Here is a 24532-nt window from a genome sequence, read left to right on the forward strand (position 1 = left end):
CCACAGGTAAATCCTGCGGTAAGAGGGTTGATGCGAAACATTCAGACAAGCGACATTGAAATGACCGCCATTGCGGCGGCGGTGCTATCTATTATCTCCATCCCTTATCTGGACTGGTGGGGGTTTCTGGTGGGCCCGGCGATGGTACTGATGTTCGCATGGGCCTATTACTCAATGGCTTTTGTGGTTTGGGTTGGTGAAGCTTTCAAAAGGCTTATCGGCCGAGCATGAATTGAGACGGCGGCACAAGAAAATCGTTGCCCTGATTTTTCCTGATGTTCTGCTCATAACGATGCAGGGAGCCGGGAGATAAAGACTCCTGCAGCTGATTAAGGATGAGGTAGTTCATTACCGGCCGCGCCCAGAAAAGGTTGATGAATGGCGTGTGGTCTACACTAAATCTGAAGGCATCCCCCGCCTTAGCGTCACCTGCTCTGGCTTTCTGAAAAAGCGTCACGATCTCATCAAGGTTACCGGCGACTGGACCTGCCAGAGAGGTTACCGGACCATTACCAAATCGGTTTGCTTCGCCGAAAAGGAAGTCTCCGAATATCCCCAGCCCGCCACCCTGCGCCGCTGCTGCCAGCAATGTTTTGCTATCTGCCGGTCGTGGCGTCTGCCCCTTCAGCATCAGCTTTGTCTGCATGGATAGATATCCGAACGTGGTCATCCACAGGAAAAGCTGAGCCAGCCCAACCATCTCACCCTTCCCGCTTTTAAACAGTGCGTTCTGCACGCTACCCCATCGCCCCTGACCCAGCGGTGCAGGTGTGTAGCCGCGACCAAACACTTCACGACCCAGCGCCTGCTGCATGAAAGATGCGGTAAAGGATTTGTACTGTCCGATAAAGCGAAGCAGTTCACCTTCTACCGTTCCCGGTTGCGTCCCCTGCTTCATCAGTGCGCGGGTTCGTGCCGTAGGCTCTGTCATTGCTACCATGACGCGATCGAGCACATATCCACGTAACTTATCAGCCAGTTGCTCACGGCCTGCCTGAAGGCTTTTCTCGTTCACGTTAACATTGCGATCGGAAACATACTTCGCGATGACGTCGTCGGGGATTGAATCAATTCCGTCAGGCGTCATGAATTTGCGGCCTTCAGAGCCTTTCAAATCCATCTGGCGATAGACGTTCCACTCAGCCTCACCAATGCCGTGCAGGTCAAGGGCGCGCTTTAAATCGCCGTTCAGCGATGCGTGTACGGAACCGGCGTTGTCAGCCAGCCAGTGAGAAATCATCGTGGCCGTCGTGTTACGTGAAGCATCTGTCCACCAGTTAAGGCCGTTGAGCTTGAAGAACTGGCGCTGTAGACGGGAAACCTTGCCGGGAAGAGTAACGTCGCCTGAGAAGCGCTGCAGGATTTCATCACGCATTGAGTCGGCGTAAACGCCAAGTGAGCTGAGAATCTGCTTCTGCTCAGGTGCAGAGTATCGCTTAAGTCGCCCCTGAATAGACTCAGTCAGCGCCTGCGGGAAACTCTTCCCCTGATAGCGGAGTTCCAGCGCGTTACTGGCAAGGTCGTTGAAGGATGAAATCAGCGCGCCGCCAAGCTTAATCATTGAATCCACGGCGCGGGTGGTTGAGCCAAAGCGGGCAAGCGCAGTTGAGCCTGGGATGTTTGTTGCGCCGGTCACCTCTGCCATCTGGCTTTTAATCTGGCTTCGGCGCGCATCCGTGAAGGCGCGCATGCCTTTTTCATTGCCGCGCAGATCGTTAGAAACCGTGTCGGCCAGATAGTTAAGCATGTTCTCCGGGTTTGTACCCAGGACGCGCATCAGACCAGTGTTGCGGGCTGAGGATTCAAGGCCGCCAAATATCGCCTCACGCAGGCTGCCAACACCGTATTGCTGATTGTACTCGTGCCATGCAATACCGTCTTTAAAGTGCAGCACGCGCTCCTGACTGGCACGTCGTGCTACGTTCTGCGAGCCTTTGAAGCCTTTCATCCAGTCAGGCTTTTCGGAGGACAGATGGACACCAGATGCCAGACCGTCATATACGTTTCGCAGAAAAGCATCAGTGTCTGTAACACCCTCAAAAGTGGCATTGTCCAGCCGTGGCAGGATTGACTGCTTCCACGCATCAAAGCCCGCGGCGCGGATTTTCATCATGTCATGCCCCTGACGGGCAATGTAGCCAGGCATTTTGCGAATCCATGCGCCAGCCTTGTTCGCGTCAATGCGAGCTGCTTCCTGCCACTTGGTGATAATCTCCGCAATCTTCACTGACTCAGCCCGCAGGCCAGTAGTAGACTCACCCTTACCCAGTCGCCACATCGCATCCGCAACCTCAGCATCATTTGTGCCGGCCGCAAGGAACTTCAGCACGTCAGCCTGTTCGAGGTCATGGTTCAGGCATGAAAGGTATTTAGAGCGCAACTGAAACTGCTCTGATGAAGCAGATGATCGGCTACCGGTTCGAGCCTCGTTGCGACCAACAAGAATAGCTGACAGCCCAATGTCTGGCCGATCCGGGAAGCTGTCTCGCAGAAATGCCAGTCGCTCAGCTGCCACCCGGGTATTGATTGCCTTGTTACGCGCCTCAATGACGTTTGCCAGCTTTTCCTGATTACCTAACTCTTCCGCTGCACGTAGCGCCGCATCCTGCAGTGAAATTCCCTCATTCTCAGCCCGGATACGCTTCACGGTATTTTCCATGTCGCGCACCAGCGTTTCCATTTCCTGCTCAGACAGTTCACGCCCGGCTGCCTTGTTGACTGCCTGCTCGCACTGCGTCAGAAACTGATTAGCCATTACATTCTCCTGAGCATACAGGCTGCATATTCCTGATACCCTTTGACCAGACTTTCGTCACTGGCTTGCTTCTGAATTTCACCCAGCGCCTCACGCAGTTCCGGCGAGTCCAGCTCATCGACACGGCTTTTAGCCAGCGCCAGCTCAGATTCAAAATCTTCCTGAGCATTCAGCAGGTCAGCATCATCACGACTTGCTCGCTGGTAGTCTGCTTCTGCATCCCTGCTGGCGTTCACTGTAGATGGCTCGGTATCGCTGCGCGGGCCTTTTCTGATTTGCTCGATTGATGGCTCCCGCAGTTCGGGCGCGGTCATATCGAAGAAAGGCTCAACGTCTGGCGCTTTACCCTGCATCATGTGCGACAGTCCTGCTCTAAAAGCATTCTGTCGCTGAGTCCAGTGGGCTTCGTCGATTCTCTGCGCGGCTGTTCGAACCCCCTCAGCAAGAGAGGTGCGCTGCAGCCCGGACTTTATCTGACCGGCACGATCGCTGATTCTTCCTGCCAGTCCGTCAGGGATTTCTCCGCGACCGATTGCGCTTAGCTCCCCTGAGGCTTTCTCTGCCGCGGCATTACCTTCCAGAGCCTGATTTATTTCGTCGTTACGTGAAGAGAGAGCCTGCTTTTCACTTTCAATATCGGCCAGCGCTCGCTGACGTGCATCGCGATACTTAATACGCTGTTGCTGATATTGTTCAGTCCGCGATTTAAGCGTTGCATCCAGCCGACTGGCTGCATGCTCATTTGCGGCCATCTCCGCCCGCAGGTCAGCTACGTTATCGATTCGGCCCTGCTGCAGGTTCTGAAGCGACTGCTGATACTCAGGGATCACGTCATCATATGCGCGGCTGTAGGCGTAATTGTCAGCCTCACGTGAAATGGTCTGGTCAAGTAACGGCGATGCATTATCAGGCTCACCTGCTGATACGCGACTCGGCGATACCGGCTCAGAAACAGGCTCAACACGCGCTGTTGTTTCAAGTGGCGACTCACTGGTGACGGTGGGCCGGCGCCCCCTAACCAAATCGGCAATTACTCCGCCACCGGCATGAAGCAGGCCGCCGCCGACCGTGCCATAGAAAAGGTTCTCCATGGCGCTTCCCAGCGTGAAATCATCACCCTCCGCCGCCGATGCCATTGCCATGGTCGGAAGAGTTGCGCCGGTCTGGAGTCCGCCCATTGCTGCGCCCTGCAGAAATCTCTCTCCGGCACGCCCAAGCAATGTCGCTGCGCGCGCCTCGCCAGCGAACGGCACCAGAGCCAAAGCAAGGTTGCCCGGGTCTGCCATTGCGCCAGCGAGGTTTGCCATCACGTTAAGAGGCGTGGCAACAAAGCCAGATGGAGCTGCAGCGGCGATCTGCTGCTTCGCCAGCGTGTCCTTTCGGTTCGATACCACATTATCCAGATATGTCTGGGTAACGCCCTCATCCGGGATGTTGATGCTTTTGACACCGTACTGCTTCAGCGTCGCGTCAGCCTGTGCCTTCGGCACCATCGCTGATGAGGTATCATTTAACTGTCCGTAAGCGCGGTTAAGGCGCAATGCAGAGTTAAACGGTCCTTCTTCAAACCCCTGCTCGAAAGTAGCAGCAAGCGATTCACCAAGACCTGACGCGGCATTGCCGATTGGCTGGTTAATACCCTGACCCGGGTCTTGTGTGTAAATCGTCAACGCTGTACTCCTTGCTGGAAGTTATCACCGAACAATGCGCGCTCCGGCGTCATGCCGCCTTTCTTCGCGTCAAACTTGGTTGGCGATGAGAAGAACTTGCCGATGCTGTTGATCAGCCCTCGATTCTGCTGGCCCGCTTTAGACAGGTCATTGAAGTTGGCGGTGATAGGCGTTCCGTTGCTGCCGTTAACCACCAGACCATTCAGCGTTAGAATCAGGCCGGTTTCATCAGCGTTGGTTACCCACTCTGCATTATCACGAATTCGAGAAAGGCTTTGCTGCCGGTTTATTTCATCACCCAGCCGCGGGTCACCCTGCAACGGCATAATCTGGTCTGCCTTCAGGTTTTCCAGATAATGATTTGCGCCATCTCTTACATCACTCAAATCCAGTCCGTACTTAACCGGCAGCCGCCATGAGCCCTGCGTCTGATACTGCGAACCGAGAACATCCTGATAGGCCTGCTTTGCTGCATCGCCCGGGCTCATACCTTTCTGAATGTTGAGGTAGGTCAGACGGCGGCCCTGTTCGTTGAAGTTATTCCAGACGCCAACGCCACCAGGCTGATTAACCATCGTGGTTGCAAAGTCCTTTGACTGGCTGGCCCACTCACTGTCTGCAGAGTCAGATGCACCCTTGTTATCCGTATTGATTGCGTCTTTGATATCGCCGGTCTTCACGTTGCGGTTCTGCCACAAGGTATTCGCCGAACGCGGGTTATCCGTTGCCATCACGACCTGAAGAACGGGACCCGCTTTCTTCTGCACCTGCTGCATAACCTGATCTGCATAGGGGCCGAACTGACCGGCGATATTCTGAATCGCAGCCACGCTCTGCTCCTTGCTGGTGTCAATCTGCTGCAGAATGCCATCAGCCAGCGCATCCGGAAGAACGTCCTTGCTCTTTATTCCAAGCCGGGACTTGTCCACCAGAATAGCCTGAGCCAGCAACGCACCCTGAGACGGGTCCTGCTGGTAGGTCTGGTAAGCCGCCTTCACTTCAGGGGAGTTCTGGGCCAGCCAGCCGCCCGGGTCTTTTTCACGAGCGCCGATTACTTGCTGATATTTCTGGATAGCCTGCTGGTAACGCTGCTGGCGGAAAGCAAAATCGTCCTCGCTTCCCGTTGGCCTGATGCCTTGCACTGACGCCAGCCCCTCACCCGCCGACTTCGTATTGATGTCGGAGTAGATGGGCTGCAGCTGATTCAGCAGTGCGTACTGCTGGAACTGCTTATCCAGAATAGTCAGCTGCTCAGGTGTGGCGTCATGCGGTGCTGTGCTCATCCACTGCTCGCGGCTGATCGGGTTTGCGACCGGATTGCCAGACTCAATCAGGGCGGTGTCGTTGCGCATCTGGTCCTGCATCAGCAGGCGGCGCTGCGTATTCTGCTGATCAACCTTTGCCTGCGCCTGATTAATGATCCCATTTGTCTGCTGAGGGGTTAGCTGACCCCATGGAACGCCAGGGGCAAGCTGATTCGGATCTCTCTGTGATGACCATGCCCGGCTCAGTTGAGAGTCGCTCACCGGAGCGCCATATCCTTCCTGACGCGCCATTGCTTTGGCGACAGCCGTCATTTGCTGCGGGTCATTAGGGTTAAGTTTTGCGTCGACAGGAATGCCGGTTTGCTGGCTCACTGACTGCGCATACTGGACAGGGTTGTTGTTGTCTCCTGCCGGCGCCCACTTACTGATTAAACTGGAGAGGGTATCGCTGCCATTGTTGATGTGGTTACGCATCAGCTTGAGGCCCGCACGGAATCCGTGGTCAGGCGTGTCAAACTGCTCAAAGCCAGTGCCGTTATCGCCGCCCTTTCCCGCCCAATTATTCGTATTGCTGAAGCGGATATTCAGCGGGTTGTTATTTCGGGTAGCCAGAGTGGAAGGCGAGCCTGATGGCATTGATGCGCCATCACCGGCACCAACGGTCTGAGCTGCCTGAAATGCACCGTGCTGGTCGATTACATGTTGAGCATCTTTCTGGATGCCGTACTGCGCTGCAGACAGCGCCCACATGTTTCGGGAGCGGCTGGCAATCTCAGTCTTCGTTGCCGGGTCCAGATCGCTCTGGTCTATCGCCTGCAGGTGGGCAACGGCAAGCGCTTTGGCTGTGTTAGGGTCCTGCAGAATCGCATTCCCAACCGCAGCCGCGCTGTCATTCAGGTTAGCGACTGAAATCTGCTTAGCCTGATTCTGGCCCCAGTTAATCGCCTGATTCTCAAGCTGGCCGCGTGACTGCGCCCAGCGAAGGGTGTAGTCCTGCTTTTCGGTGTCGCTCATGCCGGGGTGCTGGGAGAAGAAATCTTCCTGGTGTTGCTTAATCAGTTGCTGTGCAGCCGGGATGTAGTCGATGCCGTCTTTCGATTGCTGCTGAGCGTCATTCAGCGCCTTGCCTAGTGATGACTGAGAGTTAACAAAGTCAGTCATGTACTGCGTGCCGCGAACTGAGTTCTGCTGCTGCTGCAATCTGACGGCCGCATCGGCAAAGGAGTTGACGCCCTGCTGGAGCATCTGAGTATCAGTTGACTGCGACGGCAGGCTAACCGGAGATGGGCCGCCAGCGCGTAACCCTACCTGACGATCGTATACCGGAATTCGTGCCATTATTAACCTACCGTTTTGTCATTGCCGAAGTGCTGTAGTAACTTCCTGCCGCGCCACTGATGCCACCCAGCAGACTGACCAGACCGGGACGCTGTGCTTTTGCCTGAGCCCGCTGTGCGGACGCCTGATTCTGCAGCTCAGCCATCTGCATTCTGCCGTTATAGTCAGCAGTTGCCGCGTCCATCTCAGTGTCGATCGCAGTTGAGCGCTGAATGAGTGCGTTACTCCCTCCGCTCCCGGTGCCATTATCAGCAAACGCAGCGGACTGACCCGCAAGAGCCTGACTCCCCTGCCTGCGAATCTGCGCAGTTTGCGAGCCGGTCTGTAGCGCAACAGTACGCGCCTGCTGATCAAGCAGTGACGCGTTGTAGTTGCTGTTGCGTGATGCCGTGTAGCCCTGAGCCATTGTGCTTACGCTGCTCAGACCCGATGAGGCAACGGATGACCATGCGGCTGGGTTGTTATTTACTGCCTGTGTAAATTGCATCACCAGACCTCACTATGCTGTACATTTTGGCGTCCTCACCATCTGGCCCTGCACGGCGCATGGTTCCCTCATACTCAAAGCCGATCAGCTCAAGCCACCTTTCTGCCTCCGGAAAGGAGGACATGGTTTCGAGCCTGACATAGTCATTCAGACCCGCATCAATAAGCCGCCTTGCCGCCCGGTACAGCTGAGTCCACTGGTGTGGGATGTCTTCTGTGACAATCAGGTACAGATACGCCCGGATAGGGTTAAGCTCAACCAGCCCCCCGATAGCGACAACGCGATCATCAATCACACCAGTGAAACTGTGATAGCTGGCTAACTGATGAGCACGCTCTGGCGTTCTTTCCAGTGATGACTGGCTTTTCTGAGGGGTGATTTCCAGCAGGTGTTGAGGTTCATAGGGGATTATTTTCATTCGCCAGTTGTCCATGAGCGTGGATAGATAGCAACCAGTGTCATCGGCAAGGGCTGGTCCTGAACCACCCTGATGCACCCCTGAGTGTCATAACCTCCGGCGAAATCGATATCCCGGTCATCAGTAAAGGCAGCAGGCGGGTTATCCATGAGGTCTGAGTAGTCGCGGCTCTCTATGGTGTCCAGATATTTGCCGCCCAACTGGCCTGCCTTTCCACCCAGCGTATTAACGAATCTGAGTGTCAGCTTGCTGATACGCTTGGTTTTACCCTGCGAGGTGCCGGCCGTGCCGCCTGCCTCCAGTGGCAGGGTGACAAGCTCAGAACGATATGGCAGGCCTACGTGAACGACTGATGCCGATGTTTCAAGGGAGATACCACCACCGGTAACAACAGCCTCTGTATGCACCGCTCCGTCAGTGACCACTGATACTTTTTCACCTTCAAGATGCGACAGGCCTGAGATGCTTTTGGTTGGCTCGCCACGATAGCTAAGGCCGCAGTCAACATAGAACGCTTCTGATAGCGATTCAGTAGAGGCGTCCCAGGCCGCCCTCAGGTACTCGACATAGCGCTTTGTTTCCCCGTTGACGATTCGCTTCACCACGACCCACAGGTCATCCCTTATACCGTCAGGGTCCGGGATGCAGGAGACAGCCTCCACATCGCCATTCAAATCGTGACGATGCCACGCGGTAACTTTCTGCTCATCGTTGTAGGTCATTGCGACCAGCGAGCCATCAGCGAGTACGACCCAAAGCACATAGTCCGGCTCCTGCTGCCAGGCCATATCGACAATGCCGGCACGGGTTATGTGCTCCGCGAGGATTGTCACGTCGCTGGTACTGTATGAGCCGCTCTCTAAGTCAGACAGGACTGCCCTGACTTTGCATCCGGCGCGCTGAACAAACATTGACGTAGCGCCAACCTGCTCTGCGTTGACGCCTTTTGAGCCATAGGATGACTCTTTGGTTATCTGAATGTTGTCAGGCCCGAATGCAGCCGTTGTGGTTGAAGGTGAGCATGTATGCTCTCCACCCGCGGTGCCAACCAACAGAGATGAACCGGGCGCCAGCCATTGAATGGTGTTGGTTGAATCAGCTTCAATCTGAACGTTAATTGCATCGTCAGACTGAACCTCATACCCATTCGTCATGGTGGTGAAGTTCTCATAGTCGGAAGCTACGGAGAACCACAGCTTGCCACGAGCCGCGAACAGGAGGCGGTTCTTATAGAAAGCCACCTTTGTTGGGAAGCCGTATTTGGGAGACCACTCACCAAACGCCCATTTATAAGTATTGCCGGTTGACTCACGAACGCTCGGAGGAAGCTCTGTCAGGATTTTGCCTACGGCCTGTGTGCTGCTGACGACAGAGGTGATCTGAATGATTCCCCAGCCGCCGTTCGAATACCGCCAGAGTGATGCGTTTGATGGCCCGTCACGATGAGCACCTGCCGTCCACGTAGGCTGAGTTGCGCCAGTCTGCGAACCGTCCAAATCTTCGTAGTATTTGCCATCACTTCTGCAAAACATGCCTACGGCAAATGTTGATGTGGTCCCTGCCTCCCAAGCCGGAATATAGCCGCCCTTGCCGGTACCATCAGTTACGGCATCAGTGCTCGATTCAATGTAGAAGAGCCCGCCCACATGTCTCGAATCGAAAATGGCTGAGTTTGCAGAGATGGTGCATTGAGTGGTTGTTGTAGGTGTACCATCCGGGCGCGTTGCTCCATTGGCCGACCAGATGCGGAACTGGTCTGTGTGAACTGTGATGGTGCGGTCTGAGTTGATATCGCGAAACGGTCCGTGCGCTCCGGAGTAATCGAAAGGCTCAATCGTCCAGTTTGTATTGGACTCCCGCGACAGTTTGTACGGAGGCAGGTTGCCGGTATGCGTGCAGATGTAGATGACATCGCCGCTCTGAACCATCGAAAGGCCAAACCCGCCATCACTGTTAGTCAGTTCGCCAGCGACAAATGGAGTCTCTACCTCCAGGGTTCCGCCGTCTGAGTTAAGCGCTACGCCATGGTCGGAATAGAATCGGATGTACTGAGGGCCAAACTCAAGAATAAACGCCTGCGTAGTGTTGAACTCGAACTTAGCCAGCCATACTCGCTGTCCTGAGTTTTTCACTTCAGAAACGAAGTAGGTGCCGCCGCGGCGCTCTGCAGGACCCTGAGAGCGAGGGATGAAATTCAGCATCGACTTAACGCCGGATGACCACTTTTCAAAGTTGGTCTGCCCCATCATCAGCGGGGAAAACTCACCGGCATTGAAGCTATTGAGTGATGGGGAAGCTGATGGCATTTATAACCTCGATGTTAACCAGGATGTTTCCTGCTGCTTAATGCGGGGGCGCTCAATAGCGCTGGCAGCGCGTGCTGCCTTGATCGCCGTTTCGAAGTCCTGTCCGGCCGCCTGCTTTTTGGTTGAGGACTGCGTGATGGATTCGCACATCTCATAAGCAAGCAGACAGGCGAAAGCTTCAGCGAATGAGCTATCCCACTGCGACGGGTCTGTGACTTTAGCGCCGTAACGGAGGTGCAGCGGGGCCTCGATGTCGGTCAGTATCTTCCGGCCTTCAATCTGCCAGGGTGAATCACGAAGCTGGTCAATAGCACCACATAGCGGACTCATCAGCGCGCTATTAAGCACCTCATCCATCCGGAGGAAATCAGAGGGAAGCTGATACTGGTGCGAGTATCCATAAGCTGGAGAATCACTGAGGGCCGCAAGCTTTGCCCGCCTGATGGAGAACGCCCAGCGATAGTCACGCAGCAGGCTTTCAAGCAAACCGTCATAAATCGCCTCGATCGTTCTGGAAGCTTTGTTGTTGTCCGTCTCGCTCATCAGGCGCTCTTCGCCCAGCTTCACTAAAGCGCGGTTTATGACGATTATCTTGGTAGTCATATCTCACCATTAAAAAAGCCCTCCGAAGAGGGCTGAGTCTGATACACCAGAGTTACGATGCAGTAACCGTGATGGTGCTGGTCGCAGTGTGGCCGCCGTCTGCGGTGGTGACGGTGATAGTTGCCGTGCCTGCTGCAACACCTTTCACCGTGATGGTATTGCCGGAACGAGTCACGGTTGCCACTGCGGTGTTAGATGAGGTTGCAGAAATCGCCGGGTTGCTCGCGTCAGAAGGCGACACGCTGGCTGTCAGGGTCACGTTCGCACCTACAGCCACGCTTGCCGTCGTCGGGCTGACGCTTACGCCGGTAACAGAAACGTTAGTGACCGCTGAGAAGTCTGGCGTCGGAGAGCCAGCCGGGTAAGCCCGATAGCCATCCGGACCGAGCAGCAGCGATGCTGTAACGGTGCCAGCGGTGCCGGTACCTGCCACGGTATAGTTGACGCGCAGATAGCGCTCAGTGCGTGACGGAACAACAACACGAACTGGCTGTGCACCTGCAGTCAGGTCGGCTACGGGGATCGCCGCAGACTGATACAGGGTTGACCATGCGCTGTTATCCGGGCTGGTTTGCAGCGTAACGGTGAGTGAAGTCAGTCCAGCAAATGCTGCACCAACCTGCACAGCCAGATAAACCGGCTCACCGATACCGATATCGCGGTCGACACCGAGGTCAACCACGTTGGTTGATACGGCGGTCGCAGTGACCGCCTGAGCGTTCGAGAACGTCAGCTCATTATCAAGAATTGCCATTGCTTAGCTCCTTACGCTACAGCAGTTTCGCCATCGATAATGGCATCGGTTTCGCGGAACGGCATGCCACGGAAATCAGTCCATGGACGGCCTTCGGTGTCTTTGATGATGTTCAGGCCGAGAGATGGTTTCTCCACCGCCTGCATGTCAAAGAAGCCACCCAGCGTGCGGTTCATGTAGATACCCATGCGTGCACTGCGGTCTGGCAGGATGTGCGTCGCTGCAATCATCAGGCGCACCAGGTCTGTAGCGAACTTTCCGTTTGATTTTTCATCCAGCATTTTGGTCACGTCGATATTTGCGATGCGCACCACATAGCGCCAGTCACGGACAGCAAGGCCGGTTTTCCACTGGAAGTGATCGCGATAGCCCTGATACTGTCCGCCGTCTTCATCCTTCAGGGTTTGTTCGCCCAGGTCTTTGTGGAACAACCCAGCTCGCGAGCCTTTTGGATAGAGCCCGTGGACAGTCTGATCACCCCATCCAACAATGTAGATTGAGGTCAGGTTGTCGCCGGTGCCGCCTGCATTGAGGATGTTTTTGCCGTTCTGCGCATCAAGCTCACTATAGCGCGTAGCAAAACCATCGAACGACGCGGGGTCTTGAGACTTGTCACCATAGAAAAGGGTCGAAGCCATCTGCTGGTTCATACCTTCCAAAAATGCCTGTGCTTCAGACAGGCGGAATGCACCGGTGTTGCCGTTCAGGTCAGCCAGCTCTTTGTCTACCTCGGAGTAGGTTTCCATGATCGCAACAGCTTCATCGACCTGCGCTGTGGTCGATTTGCCTTTGCTCACACCCTTGTTGATGCGACGCCACTGAGCGGCGGGCAGCGAGGTGCGGACGGTGGTGCGGTGGTGAGTAGGTGCGTTGGATTCGATGAACGGCATATCCAGCAGGATAGGGTTCTTCTGGTTCAGCATCTCAATGATGCGAGCCTGTTTCAGGTCGGGGTCCTGACGCTTAGCCCAGTCGGCCAGGGTAAGGGCCGTGTTACCAATAATAGCCATCGGTTATGGTTCCTTTAGTTGCTTCCGTAGAAGATGTCTTCTGTTGATTTGGGTCCGCTCTGAGACGGCTCGCCATTGATGACCTTCGCCTCGGAAAGCGACTGGCCGATTTTGTGGAATGCTTTGACGATGTGAGGATTGCTACCCAGCCCGCTCTCTTTCAGCGCCTGAATGGCTTCAGGTGCCAGGTACGCCGAGATGGCCTTGTTGGCGACTGCAACATTGGTGTCGAAGTTATTGCCCCACTCCTTACGGATGGCAGCAACATTCTCTGTGGCCTGTTGCTCGCGCTGCTGATTGAACTGCTCAACCATTTGCGACTGCTGGGTGTTGTACCACTCAGCGATACCCTGAGCCTGCGACTTGCTGAGCCCAAGCTCATGCATCTTGCCGCTGGCCGCGCCGGCAAACTCACCGCTGTCACCTTCTGGTACTGGCAGCTCATAGCCATCAGCCGTCTCAGGTCGCCCGAGTTTGTTCCAGACGTTGCCCCAGCCTTCTGCATCACCCTCTGCAGGAAGTGCTGAGAGGAACGGATCTGCGGCCTGCGGCTGTTCGTCACCGCCCAGCAGATTGGTACTGGTTGATGGCGGCTGGCCTTCAGTGCCCGATTGAAGAATGTCACCTGCGCCAGACTGGTCGGCTTCACCGGCTTCGTTCATGTAAACGCGAATAAGGTCACGAATGTTAAACATCGGTTTTCTCTGCCTCGTTGATAATTCGGATCAGCTCTTCCTGGTCGAGCTGAAGATATTGGGAGATGCGGCTCATCACTTCGCGACGACCTTCAGCCACACACGTTGCCAGCGGGTCTACCTGCCGGTGAATGGGTGATACCGTCACGCTGGACTTATTCACCCGGCAGAAGTCACCCAGCACCTTGAGAACAATCTCCTGCTCTCTGGTGCGTTTGCCGGTGGTGCCGAATACCGCCCTGAAGGCACGCGCACGCCTCAGAATTAATCTGCTCATGTCATCCCTTCAGGTGGTTATTGCGGTGCGGGTAGTGGTGTATTGGCTTTCTGGTTGGCAGATGCCAGTTTGTCAGCTGCGGTTGCGATGTTCGGTGCAGCATTAAGCAGGTTGTTCAGCTGCTCCTGCTGTGCCTGAGCCGCCTTAGCCTCCTGCTCTTCCTCTTCGGTGAGTAGCAGTGAAAGCGGCATGCCGTTGATGTCAGCCAGTTCCCTGATTGCCTTGCCGTACTTCACAAGGCCGAGCACGCTTGGATCGAACTGTGCGGCCTGACTGACAACTCCCAGCGTGGTGAGGATGCCCTGCCCCTGCTCTGCGCGCTGCATGCGCACGAGTGGGGATTTGTAGTCGATGTCATATTCCATTCCGGCATCGATAAGCTGCTGAGGCGGATCGGGCAGCAGGCCGTTGCGGGCGCATATATCAATCTCACGCTCAATCATCGGGCCAAGCTGCTCGGACATAATGCGACCGGCGGTCGGGGCCATTAGCTGGCCTTTTTCCTGAGCGCGCAGCATGGCCTCTGTCGCCGTCATCTGTGGGTTGTCCACCAGAATCTGGAACAGCGTGACGAGGAAGACGTCATTAATCAGCTGGCGCTTCTGGTCCATCATCTCCAGCCCGAGATTAGGCTGAGAGCCGGACGTGAAAGGCGCGGCCAGTGGTGAGCCATTGGAGCTCATGCCGCCGGGAATGATTGCCGCAGGCGTCAGGTTGAAGGTGTCCAGCACGCCATCATCAGCTACAAGAATAGGCGGGCGGTTCGCAAGCTGCGCACCAATCAGCGTCTCACGGTTCATCTCGTTGAGCACTTTGATGTCGGGCAGCGCTGTCATTCCCGGCCCACGCCCATAAGTCTCACCCGGTGATTTGTAGTAGCGACCAATGCAATAAGGCATTGTGTGATAGCCGCTCTGCTGGACAATCTTCCGCCCTTCCTTGCAGATGTAATAGGACGCCCACGGCATGCCTGTGTGGTCCTGCTTCGGCTTACCGTCTTCGGTGAACTTGATTTCTGTGTTCGGGCAGACGCGATGGATGAACTCGAACTTGCTCATCGGTGCTGATTCAGAGGCGCGCTGAATGCTCTCCGGCAGATTGTCTTTGCCAAACTGCTGCACCGCCTGCCGGGCGTTGAGTTTGAATTTGCGGTGAACGAGGTCGACGATACCCTGATAGTTCTCCTCGTAGTAAATCTCACGAAGGTGATACGTCAGGTAGCGCATGCCCTTTCCGGGCAACTCGTCGACATACATGCAGCCATTGCCAAATGCGCCCTGCGAGATGTAGTTCTCACTCATCTGGTTGGCGAAGTTGGCCCAAGGTGCATAACGCAGCCGGAACAGAACCTTTGTGACTTCCTCGAAGTACTCCTGCACTTCAGTGTCATCGCTGAACCGCTCGTTCTGCAGGCCGTGCCACGTCTGTGTACGAGGCGTAATTACAGACTCCATCGCTGCAGCAAATCGCTCAAGCGCAACTATGGGGGTTGAGTCGATAGCCTTGTCAGATTTTTTCTGACCGTCGCGAATCTCACCCTTGAAGTCGGCTCCGCGGGGTAAACAACGCTCTGCTACTTCCTGCCAGAGCTGCTCCCATGCTGACCGGGATGTTTCCATTGTCGACTGGTCGCGGAGTATCTGGTCAAGCAGTTCGTCGTTTTCCTGCGCCATGCTAACCGCCTAAGAGTGATTTCTGTCCGGTAGAAGATGCGCCCACGCTTCCTGCACCACCGGAACCGCTGAGGATGTTCGCATTGATGTCCTGACGTGAACGCTTGCGAAGCAGGTCATCTGCCTGCGCTGTTGCTGCGTCTGCGTTTGGAGCCAGTGCGCCTTTTACGCCTGGCGCTTTATTCTGTGTTGCCGAGTAAACGGCTGTTCCTGCGCCCACGGCAGCAGAGGCAATGGCAGCGTAAGCAGCCAGAGCGCCGGTTTCGATACCCATGGTTAACTCCCGAATAGGTTGTATTCTGTGGTGGCTAAGCGAGCCTTCTTGCGGGGTGATTTGATGCTGAACATCTGCTTGCCTGACCGGCGCATCATGTAGGCGTAGCGAACGGCTGACAGGACGTCATCGTTGATCGCCACAATCTTGCCGTGCTCATCGCGGTGATACATGCGGAACTCCTCAAAGAATTCCGGGCATGTGCTGAATACCTTGAACTTGCCATCAAGCATGCGCTCGCGAATCTCATGGATGCCAGGCTCGACCTTGTAATTGCCGTCTGGCCATGTCGCGTGCTCTGCCAGCATCCTGAAGCCTTCAGCTTTGTATTGCTCTTTAAGCTGCTGACCGCCGCCCTTCTCGTGCTGAAGGCCATCGTGAGGCCATGCAACGGGAACACCATCGGCCCAGCGTTTAACCATCCGCCACGCTTCATCAGCCTTTTTCTCTCTGGCCTTCCAGACGTGAGCGACATAGACAACGTCTTCATCCCGGTCTTCCCAAAGCTGAACGTGCGCCTGCGGGTGGTCCCAGCCAAAGTCCTGACCGTCAATGACAAAGAAGTGATCGGGGCATGGGAACGGCTGACACATGATGGCATCATCAGCGAGGTCATAGATTCGACCATGGCCCAGCATCGGGATGCCTTTGGTTCGCATGTCGCGCTGATGCGCAGGGAACGACGCCAGAAGCTCCGTCTTAACTTTTTCGCTCAGGTGTGGCGCATCATCCCAGCCAACATTCATGCACGTCTGTGCCGCGCTTGGCGTGTCCATGAATCCGATAACGAGGTCGGTTCGTCCGTTCTCTGGTGTGAACGTCAGAATGCCACGCCCGCCATTCCCTCGGTCACCGGTCGCTGTGCGCGTCAGAACCTGCGGGAAGATGTCGGGGTCTTTGGGCTCTTCGTCGATGTGGAACCAGTCGACGCTGTCACCCATTAATGCGTGCTGGCCCTGCGAGTAGGACCAGAACTGAATCTTTGCTGTGCCGCCTGACTTGTGCTTGATGTACACGGAGCGGACGGCGTTTGGCGTGCCGGTCATAGCCTCAACGCCGGTGATCAGCTCACCGGGTATCAGGCCACCTTCCCAGCCGTTATCTGTCTTTCGCCCGATGATTGGCGTCTGAAGCAGGTCGCGGCATTTCTCACCGGAGTAGCCAAGCACCCAGATAAGCGGCGCATGATCAAACCTGTGGCCCGTCCATTCATCCGGGTAATCGCCCATCGCATGGATGGCGTCGATGTATGTCGCTGTCTCAGTCTTGCCAACACGGTTAGCAGCGATGAGAGCTGACTGTGAATATTCTTTGGTGCTGGCAATGAATCGCTTCTGCCAGGGGTGACGTGACTGATAGAAGCCACGGTAGCGATAAACGTTCTCGCGTCGTTTCTTCTCTTCCAGCAGCTTTACCAGCTCAATCTTCTGCTCCCGGCTGAGATTTTGCATTGGTTAGCTCCAGGAGTTTGCGATCTAACTCTTCATCAGTCAGGTCAGTGATTGTCTTATGAACCTCGCGCTTATCGGCAAGGCCGAGGTCGCGAGCAATGATGTTCGGGTTTAACAGGTCAGCAGCGGCGCCTGAGAACTTCTGGTCGTAAATAACCTTCTCTGCTCGCGTGACGACCCCAATAAAATCTTGCTTCGCTCTGTAATTTCGCCATGTCTCGTCGCCGATATCGAGGAACAGGCATAGGCCGGTCAGAGTCATCGCACGCATTTTGGCGACGGGTTCCTGAACCACTTCACCCTGATAAGCGAATGGCTTCATCTCCCAGAGTGGGTTAGCTTCCACCCATTCGAAGTATTCAATGCAGGCTTGCCACAGCTCTTCAGGCGAACCGAATGTAGGGTTTCGCCCATGACTACTGCGAGCCTCCCAGAATCGGTTGCCCTTTGGTGCGGCCATATTTCTTATTCCTGTTTGATGTAAGGCTGGAAGTGACTAAACATTCTATCCAGCAAGTAGCAATAGGTTTCGTTTGGCCGGTCTGTCTGTACGCTAACGCCAACATCACTGCAGCAGTAAAAGGTTGCGTGAGCGCACTCGTGAACCAGAGTTGCAAGGCTGTTGTCGAACACGCCAATCAGATAAAGATTTTCGCCGGTCTGATCATCAACGAAGTGCCTGCATCTACCATTGCTGAGCAATAGGTCAGTAGGGGGTAATCCAATGCACGTCTCAGCCTGCACCCACTCATCCCTGCTGCGGCAAAGATATATGTTGGCGCAATGGAATAGTGGAACCAGTAAACGTGGCAACTTAGGCCATTTTGTTTTAGCCATGTATGAATAACCTCTTCTCTCAGAGTGCCACGCCTGCAACTCGCACGGTGGGCGTTCACCGCATGTCGGGGAATTCAGCTTTCGCCTATAACCCTGCTTGCCCCTTGCGCTTGCTGACCGAATCCACGGGAGGATTCCGCTATGCGGACGCTTCTTACTTAAGTCAGGGCGCTTTGTTCCAGAGGGACTGGCTGGAGTGTTTCTTTAGGTGTGTGACTGATTCGGGACATCAGTTATCATTTGCTTATTGATAACATGCTTAAACTATTCGAATGGATAATGCAGTTGTAGTCAGAAGGGTCTCTATCAGCTCACGTCCACAGTGGGCGCTTATAATTCACAGCATCAACGGCTATTGCGTGAGCGTGGTTGATAAGTCATTCCCGATAGTGGAGGGTCAGGAGTTGTCGCGTCATCCCACTCACAAAGGTATATGGGTTCTTTCAGGGAGCGAGATAGTTTTCCCTGCGAACGTGCATGGTGGAATGAGCCAAAACGAAGCTGAGCAGGCACTGTACCGCATTACACAATATTGAAAGATGTCAGAGATACTTCTTAGCCAGTGCTTTGAGCTCATCTTTAGCCGCTGCGCCTAATTGCGCTACGCCGCTCTCTACGAAAGCCAGTGCTGCTTCAAAGTCCTGCACTCCCGCTTTCACTTCTGCTGCCGGTGTTGCGGACTCAGTGGCAGTATCGGCGGTAACGGTAGTCGGGTCATCTGTCACAACCGTGGTATCAGCAATAGGCTCACTCACTGCATTATCCTTTTTGGTGATGAGCCATATCCAGGCTCGCTTGAGGGTGTTCATTCATCGCCTCAGCAAGTAATAGTTGTTGGGTGAGGTAACGGGTAGCCAGTGCCAACTACGTATGGGAAATTGCCCTGCTTCTGCTGATTCTGCTGCTTAATGAATTCTTCAATACCAGGCAGCTTCGTCTGGCTTCCCGTGACTTTCACAAAGCAAAGCTGCAAGTGCTCTTTGATGACGTCCCACTGCTGGGAATTTGGTGGCGCACCATTCACTTCAGCAAACCCCTGAAGCCAATATGCAAACTGTTCTGTTGTCATTTTTTATTCCCGCAGATTCTGTCGTAAGTGTCGTTGAGCGTGTTGATAGCCCGCACAGTGCGAACATCCATAACGTCTGGGTCTTTTCCGTGGGTGATAATTGGCTGGAATGCTGTGCAGGATGAATCGGTGTAAATATACTCAGTCGTCGGTGTGGTATTTGCTGACCCGCATCCGGCTGCGAGCATCGTCATCGCTAACAGAGTTATTATCCTGCTGTACATTTTTCACCGCCTGGGTAATTTCGCTTTGCTTTTTGGCTACCCTTTCAGCCTGCTGGGTTTCTTTCTGCGCTGCCGTTACTTCTGCTTTAGCTTGCGTCTGTGTGGTGCCGATTTTCTTTCCGCCGAAGTAACTGGCAAACAGCGCGACCAGAACAGCTGCGCCGGCGAGAATCTCTGTCCACCAACCTGAGAACAGTGAAGTAATAAGCGTCATGGCTGACTCTCCATTTCCTGCTTACTGGCGAGCAACTTTTTCTGCCGCACAAACTGAGCAATAACGCCCATCGCTACCATGAATGCGCCTATCATGCCGAGGTAGTTTTGAGGCAGAAACGATTTGATATCAGGCGGCAGCACATTCCATGCATCGAGCGCATTTTGCGGGAATGACTGCACCCACGCGCTAAGTGCGGAACCAGCTGATGCAAGCCATACGCTGTACGCCTTGAATAGAAGCTTTGCATGGGCGACAAACTCCAGACTGGTGTACTTGCGGATGAGCAGAACGGCAATCACGGTGGCTACGATGATGAGGAGCCAGATAGCGAAGTTCATATCAGCCCCTTGTAAACGTCGTATGTACCGGTTCGCATGACATCAGCGTGACGCAACGCCCGTTTAGGGGTCTGCTTCGCCCAGAGGCTATTCATCATCCCTGCAGCAGCGCCAGTGAAGTTACCAACCGCAATCATTTGCAGTGTGTTTTTGAAACCTGCCAGCCCCTGAGTGCCGAGCTGATATGCCATGCTGATAAGCACATCAGTGCGCGCCGGGTTGCAGTTTTTCAGTGCGGCATAAACGGCAGGTGACGCCTTCATCTCTGCTGTTTTCGTGTCTACCAGCTCCTGAAGCCACACGTCTGAGACGTTCTTTGAAAGAGAGAATGTGTAGTTACTGATTGCAGCGCCCTTAGGCCCAATCAGAAATCCGGTTCCGACAGTCGGGTATCCTTCGCTGTCAACATAAGGGCGCGCTCGGAAACCCTCTTCAAAATTCAGGATCGGGATAATCTGGCTCATTTCTTCTCATCCTGTTTCACAACCTGCTTTAACTCCTGCTGAGTCGGAAGCTGGTCTACCTGCTTTTTGATTTCGTTAACCACCCGGTCGCGGGCATCAGCTTTAGCCAGATACTCGCCGCGGAAGTAGAAATAGCCTGACACGACGCCACAGGCGTAGATGCCGAAAGTGGTCGCCAGAATGACGACGAGCATTTGCCAGGTGATTACGGGGTCGCCATTCTTATCTCTAATCATCGCGATACCCTCAATTCGTTACGCATCTCAGCTATCTGAGATACGAGGTTCATGTTTGATGTGGTCAGCTCCCTGACCTGCGCTTTCAGGCTTTCGTTCTGCTCTTCCAGATGCTTCTGTGAGCTTTCGATAATCTGCAGGCGGGCCTGAGTGTCGGCGATCGTCTTCCAGTACTGGCGGATGGTTTCATCCTTGGCGGCATTGTCCGCCCTGAGCTCAGAGTTGGTCTTCTCCAGCCGTTCGATGTACTTTTCCTGCTTATCGAGCATGTCGATTTGCTGGTTGTCGTTGGCGTTCTTTGCCCTGTTGCTTATCCAGTACCGACTGAAAGCCAGCCAGCCGTTAATGCCAACCGACAGAGCGCCGCCCAGCCCGAGGAGTATCTCTTTTGAGAAGAATTCTGCTGCCATAGCCGTCTCCGGCAACCCGGTGAGACCGGCTCATTGCTGTTAGAAGAAAAGATCGCCCGATGCCACACAGGAAAAGGTGAGAGTCGATTTTGATTGGCATGGGCGAAAAACGAGAAAAGGCCGCTCTAATGGCGACCTTTTGGAATAGTTCAGTGGTGTTACTTATCCGCTACAGGGTATGCGGTATTGCTTATCCTCTGCAGGGTATAGAAATAAAAAACGCCCTCGCAGTTGGTGAGACCGTAAGGCGCTTTGATTATCACAAATCGATGGAACTGACTGGATTAAGTTACCGCGTTAAACAACAGCGCGCAACTTCAACTGTTGGGAATCATATCCCCAGTTTCGGGAAAAGTAAATAGCCCACGATAAAATAATGAGCTATTTCTGATTGCGCTATCCTGTGACCTTATTTAGCGAGGCATTGGCCCACGATTCCTCAATCTCAATCTTGCCGATAAGCCCGTCATAGAATGGCTTTACCGACTTCTTCCAGGTGTCGAGAGATATCGCGTCAGTTAATCCATCCACGGTTCGATGCACGTCAGTCGATGGGATACGCTCATACCCACGACCACAGCATCGCTTACAGTCGCCCATCACCGGCACGCCCTGCTCTTCAGTCAACTTGCGATCAACCGCCCGCCCCCTCCCGCAGCAGTCCCGGCATGACGACGACACGACGCCCTTACCGTTACAGGTCTTGCAGAGAACCCGGACGACTTCCTTCACACTCCGAGCGGCGCCACCCGAAAGCGGCGACTTCATACTGAACACGTCAGCCTCAATAAATCCTTTAGCCTGGCAGCATTCGCACGGTTTGACGCTGGCCGCACTGCGGCAATAATCCATGTACGCATAAGTTGCGAGAGTTTGCATTACAGCTGGTTTAACATCTGGGTCTAGCTTGCGAAGGGCGGCAACCTTATCGCAGGTACTCAAGGCATATTCAGTTAATAACGATACGGCGCGTCGGGCGTCGTTATCGCTTACTCCAACTTTCCCCATAAACGCACTGTAACCCAGCGGAGCGCGACTTTGCGTCATTCCCATTGCTGCCATGTAGTCAGTGCCAGATAATGCGTCTGAGGCTGTTGCAGGCGGCATACCTGCAAAGCTTGCTGTCTTCGGGAAGTGGTACTTAACGGTTGCTTCAAGACTCATCGTTTCTTCCTCTTAGGCTGGATGTCCCACGATTGAATGTGAGCGGGCTGAATGGCTGGGGTGATTGGTCTGAAGTTGAGCAGTAGCCTGAGCCACTTTTCTCTGAGGTATTGGGTCATGCTGCACGCTCCATCTGACGTTTACGCAATTTCTCGTAATGGCGTGCCCGGCGCGTGAATATGGCTTTCACCCGCTTCAGGTACTCGATATCGAATTTGCGTGGTGTGTTGTCTGCCTCAAGTCTCTCTACGCGCTCAAGGCCTATGCGCTTAATCAGGCGTATCCTGAACTCAACTGCGTTGCCGCTTAACTGCCTGTTGCACCGGGTGCAAGCAGCGTGGACGTTGAAAACGTTAAACCTGAGGTGGGGTGCTGCGCCGCGTGAGCGGTAGTGACTGGCGTCTACTGCACTGCCGGTGAGGTAATTGCTGTTGCTGATAAGTGGCCCATCATGACTTGCACAATCTTTACCGTGGTCGCGCCATCTGATGTACCGGTTAAATGCTGCCTGAGCCTCTTTCATCCAGTCCGCCTGGGTTTTCAACCCTTCCCTCCTTCGCTTAAGGTCATCTCTTTGCCGTCTTGCCTCTTTTCCTGCTTCACGCACACGCTTCTCCGCTTCACGTATAGCGGTGAATTTCATGGCGCATCGGTAGTTGTGGCAGACTTTCTGGAGTGAACTTCGGGGGGTGTATTCGGTGGAGCAGATAGGGCATTTCTTCGGCTTCGGCAGCTTGGCGCCTTTAGCCATGACGTCTCCTGTTTTTCTTCGCCTGCCTACGTGCTGATGCAAAACCTGCTCGGCGATTAGGTTTCTCCTGCCATGCCTCTTGCGTGCGCTCAAAACTTGCAGCAGATGGCATTTCGAGAGCTTTAACTGACACTCTGCTTCGAGCGATGCTGTCGATAACAACTACTTCATTATCCGCAACCAGCTGTCGCAATAGAGCCGGCAGAACCCCACAAATTATCTGTATTTTTTGGTCACTCATGGCTCTCTCCGCACATCCGAAAGTGTGGGTCCTGCATCAGGCTTATTTCGCAGCTTGTGCAGCAGTACACCACTGACTCTGGCAGCGCCGCAGAACAGAAAGCGCACACAGAAGCAGATGGCTCGCCAGCGCCAGTAGGCTGACTTGATTGGCTGGTCCCGTTCGTGGTCTTCATAGCGGCGATCTACCTCGCAGTTTTCGCAGTTGGCCCCGTAGTGATACTTGTCTTCTGAGGTGAGGATGGTGTGGCAGCGGCAGCAGCGCTCACGCATTAGGATGCCCCTTTTCATGCTGACGGATGGTACTGATAGCCTGACGCAGTTCCTGCTTTTCCTGCTCAGTCCACTCGTCTTTCAGCTGTCGACATACCCGGACCAGCCTCTCCGATTCATCGCGGTCCATCAGCATTAACTGCCGGCCGCTTTCCAGCCAGACATCGACCTGCGTTACTTTCTCGCCATATAGCTTTTCAGCCGCAAAGGCAGAGGCACGAAGCAAGGTGTTCCATAGGATTTTCATCTTCAGCTCCACATTGGGTTTTTATACTGACGGCTAGGTTTTGGCTCTTCCCGGAACTCAGGCAGCAAGGCGCTCACCAGCCACAGGCGTGGGTCTGCTGAGAGGGTCTTCTGAGTTTTGATATTACGGGAGGCGTAGCGGGAAAGGAGTTCGGCGGCGGTGTCAGTGTCTACAGGGTCATGCACGAACCATGTCATTCGCATGAGCACCTCTGACGGTTGATAACAGACTGTCCAGCATCGCCATGTTGTAGCTGCGGCCAAAGCCCATGTTTACCGTTCCCATGCGGTACTGGTAATCGTGGTCGGTATTGCCAAACCGCTGACGTTTTATCTTGTTGCTGTCAGTCATGTCGTGAAGAGCTACAGCCACGTTTTTTCGCTTAGCTGAGGCCATCACGCAGGCGCGGTCGGTGATTTCTTTGGAGGTGTGCCATTCACCATCAGAAAGCACATCCAGAATTGCAGTGGTTAATTTGCTCATGCTCTACTCCCGAATCGATTAGCCCATTCAGCCGCCCGCGCTGACTCGTCGCTAAACCTGACGTTCCGCTCGGCACCGAAGGCATGGATAAGTGTGATTAGGTCACGCATCTCACTGACGCGCATTTTGCTTGTTGACTGGCCCAGCACCACGAAGCCGCCATTGATACCCGGCACCGTCTCCTGCCCTTTCAGGCTGGCGCTGAAAATATGCTTCCAGCTCTCTGCGTCGAGTTTCTTCCCGTACCACACCACCTGGCTTGATACATCATGCAGGCAGGCCCAAAGCATGCGGTTTTGCGCAAGGCTTCTGGTGTCTTCCTGGATGGTTACCTGCAGAGGCTTGTCGGGATTGGCGGGTAGTTGCTGGATGGCGGTGATGCAGTTCTGTCGGATGTTGTCGCTCCTAAGCAGGAACGTTGCTTTCTCCATCGCGTTTGTCTCGCTTTAATGCGTCGCTGAGTAACTTCCTGATGCCGTGGCTCAGGCTGAGTGTGCCTGCATGCTTCTGAGCGAACCGGCTGATATCGATAGCCAGCTTATCCAGCTCCGCGTCCGATATGACGTGCTCAGAGCGTTTTAAGGGGATTACGTTGTTCATGGT

At 54.5% G+C, this 24532-nt stretch carries 31 protein-coding genes; 1 reads left to right on the forward strand and 30 read right to left on the reverse strand.

The window, feature by feature from the left end:
• Positions 1-30: 30 nt before the first annotated feature.
• Positions 31-231, forward strand: a complete 201-nt coding sequence (locus AC6I7A_RS13600) for a hypothetical protein (RefSeq protein ID WP_058956800.1) — start codon at positions 31-33, stop codon at positions 229-231.
• Here AC6I7A_RS13600 and AC6I7A_RS13605 read toward each other — a convergent pair.
• The 30 genes from AC6I7A_RS13605 to AC6I7A_RS13750 all read right to left on the reverse strand — a co-directional run bounded on the left by AC6I7A_RS13605 (position 215) and on the right by AC6I7A_RS13750 (position 24529).
• The gene (locus AC6I7A_RS13605; RefSeq protein ID WP_058956799.1) at positions 215-2755 is read right to left on the reverse strand and encodes a hypothetical protein; all 2541 of its coding nucleotides are present in this window, start codon (positions 2753-2755) and stop codon (positions 215-217) included. The genes AC6I7A_RS13600 and AC6I7A_RS13605 overlap by 17 nt on opposite strands.
• Positions 2755-4425, reverse strand: a complete 1671-nt coding sequence (locus tag AC6I7A_RS13610; RefSeq protein WP_058956798.1) for a coiled-coil domain-containing protein — start codon at positions 4423-4425, stop codon at positions 2755-2757. The genes AC6I7A_RS13605 and AC6I7A_RS13610 overlap by 1 nt, the downstream gene beginning before the upstream one ends.
• The gene (locus tag AC6I7A_RS13615) at positions 4422-7028 is read right to left on the reverse strand and encodes a hypothetical protein (RefSeq protein WP_153009178.1); all 2607 of its coding nucleotides are present in this window, start codon (positions 7026-7028) and stop codon (positions 4422-4424) included. Before AC6I7A_RS13615 ends, AC6I7A_RS13610 begins: the two co-directional genes overlap by 4 nt.
• Positions 7029-7035: 7 nt before the next feature.
• Entirely contained in the window at positions 7036-7515 is a 480-nt protein-coding gene (locus tag AC6I7A_RS13620) for a hypothetical protein (RefSeq protein WP_153009177.1), read from the reverse strand.
• Positions 7490-7933 (reverse strand): hypothetical protein, encoded by a 444-nt coding sequence (locus AC6I7A_RS13625; protein ID WP_058956795.1) that lies wholly within the window; start codon positions 7931-7933, stop codon positions 7490-7492. Before AC6I7A_RS13625 ends, AC6I7A_RS13620 begins: the two co-directional genes overlap by 26 nt.
• A complete protein-coding gene (locus AC6I7A_RS13630; protein ID WP_058956794.1) occupies positions 7930-10239 on the reverse strand; it encodes a phage nozzle protein in 2310 nt (769 codons plus the stop codon). The genes AC6I7A_RS13625 and AC6I7A_RS13630 overlap by 4 nt, the downstream gene beginning before the upstream one ends.
• Entirely contained in the window at positions 10240-10842 is a 603-nt protein-coding gene (locus AC6I7A_RS13635; RefSeq protein ID WP_058956793.1) for a phage connector family protein, read from the reverse strand.
• 52 nt (positions 10843-10894) lie between these two features.
• Entirely contained in the window at positions 10895-11596 is a 702-nt protein-coding gene (locus AC6I7A_RS13640) for a Bbp16 family capsid cement protein (protein WP_064484501.1), read from the reverse strand.
• Between the two features lie 11 nt (positions 11597-11607).
• Positions 11608-12606 carry a major capsid protein gene (locus tag AC6I7A_RS13645; protein ID WP_058956792.1) on the reverse strand — a complete coding sequence of 333 codons (999 nt, stop codon included), beginning with the start codon at positions 12604-12606 and terminating at the stop codon, positions 11608-11610.
• A gap of 14 nt (positions 12607-12620) precedes the next feature.
• A complete protein-coding gene (locus AC6I7A_RS13650; RefSeq protein ID WP_058956791.1) occupies positions 12621-13301 on the reverse strand; it encodes a hypothetical protein in 681 nt (226 codons plus the stop codon).
• Positions 13294-13578 carry a Bbp19 family protein gene (locus tag AC6I7A_RS13655; RefSeq protein ID WP_058956790.1) on the reverse strand — a complete coding sequence of 95 codons (285 nt, stop codon included), beginning with the start codon at positions 13576-13578 and terminating at the stop codon, positions 13294-13296. The genes AC6I7A_RS13650 and AC6I7A_RS13655 overlap by 8 nt, the downstream gene beginning before the upstream one ends.
• Positions 13579-13595: 17 nt before the next feature.
• Positions 13596-15251 (reverse strand): portal protein, encoded by a 1656-nt coding sequence (locus AC6I7A_RS13660; RefSeq protein ID WP_058956789.1) that lies wholly within the window; start codon positions 15249-15251, stop codon positions 13596-13598.
• A 1-nt stretch (position 15252) separates the two neighbouring features.
• Complete coding sequence (locus tag AC6I7A_RS13665) at positions 15253-15525, reverse strand: hypothetical protein (protein ID WP_058956788.1); 273 nt, start codon at positions 15523-15525, stop codon at positions 15253-15255.
• Between the two features lie 2 nt (positions 15526-15527).
• Positions 15528-16976 (reverse strand): phage terminase large subunit family protein, encoded by a 1449-nt coding sequence (locus AC6I7A_RS13670; protein WP_058956787.1) that lies wholly within the window; start codon positions 16974-16976, stop codon positions 15528-15530.
• Positions 16945-17436: a DNA-packaging protein gene (locus AC6I7A_RS13675; RefSeq protein ID WP_058956786.1), complete on the reverse strand. Its 492-nt coding sequence runs from the start codon at positions 17434-17436 to the stop codon at positions 16945-16947. Before AC6I7A_RS13675 ends, AC6I7A_RS13670 begins: the two co-directional genes overlap by 32 nt.
• A 5-nt stretch (positions 17437-17441) precedes the next feature.
• The gene (locus AC6I7A_RS13680; RefSeq protein WP_072215466.1) at positions 17442-17813 is read right to left on the reverse strand and encodes a hypothetical protein; all 372 of its coding nucleotides are present in this window, start codon (positions 17811-17813) and stop codon (positions 17442-17444) included.
• 542 nt (positions 17814-18355) lie between these two features.
• Positions 18356-18622, reverse strand: coding sequence for a hypothetical protein (locus AC6I7A_RS13685; protein WP_058956784.1), 267 nt, complete (start codon positions 18620-18622; stop codon positions 18356-18358).
• An 8-nt stretch (positions 18623-18630) separates the two neighbouring features.
• Entirely contained in the window at positions 18631-18882 is a 252-nt protein-coding gene (locus AC6I7A_RS13690) for a hypothetical protein (RefSeq protein ID WP_058956783.1), read from the reverse strand.
• A 141-nt stretch (positions 18883-19023) separates the two neighbouring features.
• A complete protein-coding gene (locus AC6I7A_RS13695; RefSeq protein WP_058956782.1) occupies positions 19024-19320 on the reverse strand; it encodes a hypothetical protein in 297 nt (98 codons plus the stop codon).
• Complete coding sequence (locus AC6I7A_RS13700) at positions 19317-19661, reverse strand: DUF7940 domain-containing protein (RefSeq protein ID WP_058956781.1); 345 nt, start codon at positions 19659-19661, stop codon at positions 19317-19319. The genes AC6I7A_RS13695 and AC6I7A_RS13700 overlap by 4 nt, the downstream gene beginning before the upstream one ends.
• Entirely contained in the window at positions 19658-20125 is a 468-nt protein-coding gene (locus AC6I7A_RS13705) for a glycoside hydrolase family protein (RefSeq protein WP_058956780.1), read from the reverse strand. The genes AC6I7A_RS13700 and AC6I7A_RS13705 overlap by 4 nt, the downstream gene beginning before the upstream one ends.
• Positions 20122-20361 (reverse strand): hypothetical protein, encoded by a 240-nt coding sequence (locus AC6I7A_RS13710; RefSeq protein WP_058956779.1) that lies wholly within the window; start codon positions 20359-20361, stop codon positions 20122-20124. Before AC6I7A_RS13710 ends, AC6I7A_RS13705 begins: the two co-directional genes overlap by 4 nt.
• Positions 20358-20771, reverse strand: coding sequence for a hypothetical protein (locus tag AC6I7A_RS13715; protein ID WP_058956778.1), 414 nt, complete (start codon positions 20769-20771; stop codon positions 20358-20360). The genes AC6I7A_RS13710 and AC6I7A_RS13715 overlap by 4 nt, the downstream gene beginning before the upstream one ends.
• Before the next feature lie 396 nt (positions 20772-21167).
• Entirely contained in the window at positions 21168-21935 is a 768-nt protein-coding gene (locus AC6I7A_RS13720; RefSeq protein ID WP_058956776.1) for an antitermination protein, read from the reverse strand.
• 115 nt (positions 21936-22050) lie between these two features.
• Positions 22051-22686 (reverse strand): recombination protein NinG, encoded by a 636-nt coding sequence (locus AC6I7A_RS13725; protein WP_058956775.1) that lies wholly within the window; start codon positions 22684-22686, stop codon positions 22051-22053.
• Positions 22679-22927, reverse strand: coding sequence for a hypothetical protein (locus AC6I7A_RS13730; protein ID WP_153009176.1), 249 nt, complete (start codon positions 22925-22927; stop codon positions 22679-22681). Before AC6I7A_RS13730 ends, AC6I7A_RS13725 begins: the two co-directional genes overlap by 8 nt.
• 264 nt (positions 22928-23191) lie before the next feature.
• Entirely contained in the window at positions 23192-23446 is a 255-nt protein-coding gene (locus AC6I7A_RS13735; protein ID WP_058956774.1) for a hypothetical protein, read from the reverse strand.
• A 177-nt stretch (positions 23447-23623) separates the two neighbouring features.
• The gene (locus tag AC6I7A_RS13740) at positions 23624-23929 is read right to left on the reverse strand and encodes a hypothetical protein (RefSeq protein ID WP_058956773.1); all 306 of its coding nucleotides are present in this window, start codon (positions 23927-23929) and stop codon (positions 23624-23626) included.
• Complete coding sequence (locus AC6I7A_RS13745; RefSeq protein WP_058956772.1) at positions 23926-24360, reverse strand: recombination protein NinB; 435 nt, start codon at positions 24358-24360, stop codon at positions 23926-23928. The genes AC6I7A_RS13740 and AC6I7A_RS13745 overlap by 4 nt, the downstream gene beginning before the upstream one ends.
• Positions 24335-24529, reverse strand: a complete 195-nt coding sequence (locus AC6I7A_RS13750) for a hypothetical protein (protein WP_058956771.1) — start codon at positions 24527-24529, stop codon at positions 24335-24337. Before AC6I7A_RS13750 ends, AC6I7A_RS13745 begins: the two co-directional genes overlap by 26 nt.
• Positions 24530-24532 lie beyond the last annotated feature (3 nt).

Source organism: Type-F symbiont of Plautia stali (assembly GCF_059731105.1).

Bases quoted from the DNA above. Each gene is read 5' to 3' on its own strand.
- AC6I7A_RS13600 (WP_058956800.1), top strand. From the start codon at position 31: ATGCGAAACATTCAGACAAGCGACATTGAAATGACCGCCATTGCGGCG.
- AC6I7A_RS13605 (WP_058956799.1), bottom strand. From the start codon at position 2,755: ATGGCTAATCAGTTTCTGACGCAGTGCGAGCAGGCAGTCAACAAGGCA.
- AC6I7A_RS13615 (WP_153009178.1), bottom strand. From the start codon at position 7,028: ATGGCACGAATTCCGGTATACGATCGTCAGGTAGGGTTACGCGCTGGC.
- AC6I7A_RS13620 (WP_153009177.1), bottom strand. From the start codon at position 7,515: ATGCAATTTACACAGGCAGTAAATAACAACCCAGCCGCATGGTCATCC.
- AC6I7A_RS13625 (WP_058956795.1), bottom strand. From the start codon at position 7,933: ATGAAAATAATCCCCTATGAACCTCAACACCTGCTGGAAATCACCCCT.
- AC6I7A_RS13630 (WP_058956794.1), bottom strand. From the start codon at position 10,239: ATGCCATCAGCTTCCCCATCACTCAATAGCTTCAATGCCGGTGAGTTT.
- AC6I7A_RS13635 (WP_058956793.1), bottom strand. From the start codon at position 10,842: ATGACTACCAAGATAATCGTCATAAACCGCGCTTTAGTGAAGCTGGGC.
- AC6I7A_RS13640 (WP_064484501.1), bottom strand. From the start codon at position 11,596: ATGGCAATTCTTGATAATGAGCTGACGTTCTCGAACGCTCAGGCGGTC.
- AC6I7A_RS13645 (WP_058956792.1), bottom strand. From the start codon at position 12,606: ATGGCTATTATTGGTAACACGGCCCTTACCCTGGCCGACTGGGCTAAG.
- AC6I7A_RS13650 (WP_058956791.1), bottom strand. From the start codon at position 13,301: ATGTTTAACATTCGTGACCTTATTCGCGTTTACATGAACGAAGCCGGT.
- AC6I7A_RS13655 (WP_058956790.1), bottom strand. From the start codon at position 13,578: ATGAGCAGATTAATTCTGAGGCGTGCGCGTGCCTTCAGGGCGGTATTC.
- AC6I7A_RS13660 (WP_058956789.1), bottom strand. From the start codon at position 15,251: ATGGCGCAGGAAAACGACGAACTGCTTGACCAGATACTCCGCGACCAG.
- AC6I7A_RS13665 (WP_058956788.1), bottom strand. From the start codon at position 15,525: ATGGGTATCGAAACCGGCGCTCTGGCTGCTTACGCTGCCATTGCCTCT.
- AC6I7A_RS13670 (WP_058956787.1), bottom strand. From the start codon at position 16,976: ATGCAAAATCTCAGCCGGGAGCAGAAGATTGAGCTGGTAAAGCTGCTG.
- AC6I7A_RS13675 (WP_058956786.1), bottom strand. From the start codon at position 17,436: ATGGCCGCACCAAAGGGCAACCGATTCTGGGAGGCTCGCAGTAGTCAT.
- AC6I7A_RS13680 (WP_072215466.1), bottom strand. From the start codon at position 17,813: ATGGCTAAAACAAAATGGCCTAAGTTGCCACGTTTACTGGTTCCACTA.
- AC6I7A_RS13685 (WP_058956784.1), bottom strand. From the start codon at position 18,622: ATGAACACCCTCAAGCGAGCCTGGATATGGCTCATCACCAAAAAGGAT.
- AC6I7A_RS13690 (WP_058956783.1), bottom strand. From the start codon at position 18,882: ATGACAACAGAACAGTTTGCATATTGGCTTCAGGGGTTTGCTGAAGTG.
- AC6I7A_RS13695 (WP_058956782.1), bottom strand. From the start codon at position 19,320: ATGACGCTTATTACTTCACTGTTCTCAGGTTGGTGGACAGAGATTCTC.
- AC6I7A_RS13700 (WP_058956781.1), bottom strand. From the start codon at position 19,661: ATGAACTTCGCTATCTGGCTCCTCATCATCGTAGCCACCGTGATTGCC.
- AC6I7A_RS13705 (WP_058956780.1), bottom strand. From the start codon at position 20,125: ATGAGCCAGATTATCCCGATCCTGAATTTTGAAGAGGGTTTCCGAGCG.
- AC6I7A_RS13710 (WP_058956779.1), bottom strand. From the start codon at position 20,361: ATGATTAGAGATAAGAATGGCGACCCCGTAATCACCTGGCAAATGCTC.
- AC6I7A_RS13715 (WP_058956778.1), bottom strand. From the start codon at position 20,771: ATGGCAGCAGAATTCTTCTCAAAAGAGATACTCCTCGGGCTGGGCGGC.
- AC6I7A_RS13720 (WP_058956776.1), bottom strand. From the start codon at position 21,935: ATGAGTCTTGAAGCAACCGTTAAGTACCACTTCCCGAAGACAGCAAGC.
- AC6I7A_RS13725 (WP_058956775.1), bottom strand. From the start codon at position 22,686: ATGGCTAAAGGCGCCAAGCTGCCGAAGCCGAAGAAATGCCCTATCTGC.
- AC6I7A_RS13730 (WP_153009176.1), bottom strand. From the start codon at position 22,927: ATGAGTGACCAAAAAATACAGATAATTTGTGGGGTTCTGCCGGCTCTA.
- AC6I7A_RS13735 (WP_058956774.1), bottom strand. From the start codon at position 23,446: ATGAAAATCCTATGGAACACCTTGCTTCGTGCCTCTGCCTTTGCGGCT.
- AC6I7A_RS13740 (WP_058956773.1), bottom strand. From the start codon at position 23,929: ATGAGCAAATTAACCACTGCAATTCTGGATGTGCTTTCTGATGGTGAA.
- AC6I7A_RS13745 (WP_058956772.1), bottom strand. From the start codon at position 24,360: ATGGAGAAAGCAACGTTCCTGCTTAGGAGCGACAACATCCGACAGAAC.
- AC6I7A_RS13750 (WP_058956771.1), bottom strand. From the start codon at position 24,529: ATGAACAACGTAATCCCCTTAAAACGCTCTGAGCACGTCATATCGGAC.